The organism is Neobacillus drentensis, assembly GCF_036962765.1.
Taxonomy (GTDB): domain Bacteria; phylum Bacillota; class Bacilli; order Bacillales; family Cytobacillaceae; genus Neobacillus; species Neobacillus drentensis_C.
Map to the genome: position 1 here is coordinate 1 of NZ_JBALOS010000052.1, position 4,673 is coordinate 4,673.

At 37.7% G+C, this 4,673-nt stretch carries 1 protein-coding gene; it reads right to left on the minus strand.

Translation table 11 applies throughout. The features are described from left to right. Positions 1-435: 435 nt before the first annotated feature. Complete coding sequence (locus V7137_RS08485; protein ID WP_335697676.1) at positions 436-4,629, minus strand: S8 family serine peptidase; 4,194 nt, start codon at positions 4,627-4,629, stop codon at positions 436-438. Positions 4,630-4,673 lie beyond the last annotated feature (44 nt).

Genomic DNA, 4,673 nt, shown 5'->3' on the forward strand with positions numbered 1-4,673 from the left:
ATGTTTGGATAGCCAGTGCATCCGTTACGTCGATTACATTATCTTTATTAACGTCTCCTGCAGTAGCTGATACTATCGTATCTGAACTTGCTGTATAGTAACCTCCATATGGTCCCTTCAAGCGTACCATAATTATTCTCATAATATTATCGTTTGTATAAGTAGTAAAGTGTCCAGGAATGTCTTGAATAATTGTATAATCTACTTTAGATGGTTCAAGACCTACCATATCAAACTAGCCATTTTTATTAAAACTATTCGTTTTTACTTCTTTACCTTTATTGATTTACAATCGTGATTATTGGAGAAGTCATAGAGTAATCTTTACTATAATCAAATCGACCTGAAACATTTAAAAATGGTCCTCCTAACGTTACTTTAATTTTAAAAATGGAATAACCTGAACAGCAGAAGCTGCCCAGGTTACCAGTTAAATTAATTTAAGCCTAATTCTACGATAATACTTTCTAACGTTTGACCTTTGTCCGTTTTCTTAGCTTTTGGATTTGCATTTGGATTTGTTGGGTTACCAAGTCCGTAGTTGTAGTACACATAAGCAAAGTCATTTACGTCAACTGTTCCGTCGAAGTTAATATCTGCACTACGTTTATTTGTTCCCCAATATGTTTGGATAGCCAGTGCGTCCATGATGTCGATTACGTTGTCCTTGTTTACGTCACCACCAACTGCTGTGTAAACATCAGAACCAATGTAACCAGAAACGCCATAATCTTCACCATCTAAATTCCCGTACATACCATGGAAGTCAGTGTATGTGTTAAAGTGTCCAGGAACATCGAACACAACTTTCATATCATCACGAGTAATTGGTAATCCAGTTACATAGTACTGACCATTCTTAGCCATTGTGCCATCGTATGTTTTTCCGTCTTTGTCTTGGACAAATGCTTTAATTCCCATTGTTGTGTAATCTCTTGTTACAGTAGAATCGAATTTGCCATCCTTGAATAAACCTTGAGCATATACATAGCCACCTAAACCAGCGAACTTCGGTAGAATTACGATTCCTGGGAATGTGCCCCATGGATTTGTTACTTTACCATCAACACTTGTAATCTTTGTAGAAGAAAGTGTTAAACTTGATCCTAGTGCAGGCTTTACACTGTCTTGGATTTTAACTGTTACATCAACCATTGGGATATCACCTGTTACTTCTTTAGAACCATCAAACGCAACTTCCGCTTTTGTCGTAACGACTGGACCAGATGTTGTTTGTGTTGTAGTTGATGTTGTCGTTAGAACGCCTCCTAAAGCCTCAGCTGCAGGATTTAACTTAACACTTTCAACATTTGTATCAAGAGTATTATTAGTAAACGTGTAAAGAGCTGATTTTACATTCGTTACATTATTAGCAGTTAACGTAGTTGTTCTTGTATCTCCAACATGTGTAATCATCGCATTGTAACGAGTTGGGCCATGCGGTTCGCCATACACATATGAGTAAGTGTCTTCAACAAGGTAGTACGTTTTATGAGCGTTTGCATTAGTCGCTTGGTCGCCAGCAACAAAATCAACCCATGTAATTTGTGAATTTGGAGCTATTGCGATTTTGTCTGTACCATTTCCGTTTTCATCCAATTGAAGTTTTCCATTGGGTTTGTTGGCCATCCAAGCATAAGGGATTCCATTCGTACCTTGATTAATCTTGATGCCAGCTGCTTTCATTTGATCAACCATTTGGTCATGAATAGAAGCTGTAACTGGAATTGAAGTTTCACCTTTCTTGTATTCAACAAAAGGACTTCCTTCTTTTTCCCCTGGTACTTTCACATCGAACTTATCAGGAGCAGTATTGTCAATGAATAAATCTTGTGCATTAACAAACTCTTTACCAGCGTCGTTTACGCCAACCATTTTTAGTTTGTAATGGCCTTCTCTTGGTAAAACCCCAACTTTCTTGATAGTTTGCTTAGTGCTATCAGCATATGGGTAGTAAAATCCTGAAAACGGAACGAATGTGTATGTTTTGCCTTCTTCATAACCCATTCCATCGAACGAATTCGCTAAACCTAAATCTTCACCTGTTTTTGCATCAGAAAGGACTGCGTATACATATCTCATGTGAGAGTTTAATGACATTGTTGCAACGATAGATGGATCCATAATTGTGCTTGCTAATTGATTTCGGTCATTGGTAATTGAGTTTCGAGCAAGTGTGAAATCTTTAATTCCTTCTTCAACATAATGTACTCCGAAAGGAACGCGATATGTTTCAGTTGGGTTGCTATGATTTGTGTATGTTACATAGCCTTCATAGAAGCCCTTTTCAGCAGTTTTCGGGATTGTTAAGATTGCATCCTTTCTAACTTTGCCATATGCAGGTACTTTGAATGAAGGGTCAAAGTCAACAGATACACCGTTTTTCACTGCGTCTTTTGAACCTCTTGCATCTGTTTGATACGTGACTTTTACATCAAACGTTTTTGGTGTAAGGCTATTGTTCTCAATTGTTACTGCACGAGTGTTCACTAAATCTTTGCCAGTGTAAGCTACGTTACCGAAACTTAATGCGCTTGTTGTTTCTTTGATGTCTTGTTGTTCACCATTGATTACGATTGGTGTTTTATCTTTTACTTTAATTTCAACAGAAGAATGTAAAGCTTGGTACGGGTCAACTCGTCCAGCACCAACTTCATATACAGAATAATTCTTGCTTAACGGGTCAGCTGTATTCATTAATAAAGCTTTGATATCTTCTGGTTGTAAGTTATGGTTAGCTTGTTTTAACAATGCTGCAACACCTGCTACGAACGGAGTTGCCATTGATGTTCCTGACATTTGTTCATATGCATATGTGTAATCACTTGGATTACTTGGGCTATGAGCGAATCCAGGAACAGTTGATAACACACTTACGCCTGGTGCTGTAACTTCTGGTTTGATATCATACGTTACTCGAGATGGTCCACGTGAACTGAATCCTGCTAACTCATCGCCTTTTGTTGTAATTGAACTTACATCACTAAAGGTGAATTCTCTTTTACCGTTTGCGATTTGTTGTTTTAATGCAGCGCCATCAGCCATTGTTAAATTAAATGAAGGAACAAAATCTACACCTTCACCTAAATAGAAANNGAAAGGCATAAGACCATCAACGTTATTGTAAATGATTACTGCAGCAGCGCCGCGATTTTTTGCTTGTAAAATTTTATCATTAATCGTACTATTTCCACGTTGAATTAAAACAACTTTTCCGTCTACTCGAGCATTTGCACCAAAATAGTTAAAAGATTGACCTAATCCCACATCTACGATTGGGAATGTTTTTGTTGTTAAACTTGTTAGGTCATCGCTAAAGTTTCTTGCTAATAATTGCATGTCATAGTTCACGCCGTCGTCATGGCCTTTGATTGTTGGAATCGTAGTTGGTACATCACTTGCACCTACTGTTAATGCTAGAGCTGCATTTCCAGGATTTCCAACAGTGTACATTGCATCTCCAGAGTTACCTGCAGCAACGATAGCTGTTACACCGATTAATACTGCATAATTAAGTGCAACACTTTGAGGTGTTAATGGATCATTGTAATTTGCACCTAGAGATAAATTGATTACATCCATACCATCTGTAATCGCTTTATCAATACCGCCGATGATTGCTTCCATTGTTCCGCCACCGCCTGGACCAAGTACACGATAAGCATAGATACTAGCGTCAGGTGCAATACCAGTAGTAGCTAAGTCGTTATCAGCTGTTCCTTGTCCTGCGATTGTTCCAGCTACATGCGTTCCATGTTCTGTGTAGTAAGGTTCAGCGCCACCATTGATAAGTGGTTTTCCAGCTTTTACCCAATCAGCATAAGTTGTTTCCATTGGATCATTATCATTATCAACAAAATCATAACCGCCTTTATAAGCAGCTTTTAAATCTGGGTGGTTATAGTCAATACCAGTATCAAGGATACCTACTTTAATACCCTTACCTGTGAAACCTTCTTTGTGCAGTTGGTCGATTTTTAGGTAAGAACGTTCTGCTGCCATCCCTCTTCCATGTGCTTCAGTTGAAACAGCTTGTGCATCAGGTGTTTTAGGTTCATCTAATTGTACAGTTTGGTTACTGTAGATTGCTTTAACTGCTCCTGATTGTACTAATTCTTGTAGTTTGTTAGCAGGGACTTGTAGTGATATTCCATTGAATGCAGTTTTGAATGTACGACTTACTTTGTACGTTCCATCTGATTTTGTTTTAAATGTGTTTGCTAAATCAGTTTTAAACGTTGCATGATCATCATCTACATTGCTTTGTGCTTCTGTAGAAGATAGATTTTGTCCATTTACAGCTGCTTCAAGTAAAGCAACTTTCTTCGGTTTGTTCTTGAACTCTACGATAACTGATACTGTCTTTGAACTATCTAAGTTCACGTCGTCCGATAAATGAAGTCCTCGTGCATTGAACTTGTCAATGTTCTTAAGAGCTTGACGTTGTTCTGCAGTTAGATTCAATTTACTTTCTACGTTAGTGTTAGTGTTAAGATTTGCTACAGCTTCATCTAGCTTTGTTGGGCTTTGTGCAAATACGTTAACCATTTGTGCTTGTGAAAATACGATACTAGCAGTTAGTGCGCTTACTAGTAATTTAGTTTGCTTTTTCTTCATCTTCTTCCCCATTTATCCAGTCTCCCTGCAAATAATATTTATATAATATTTATTTT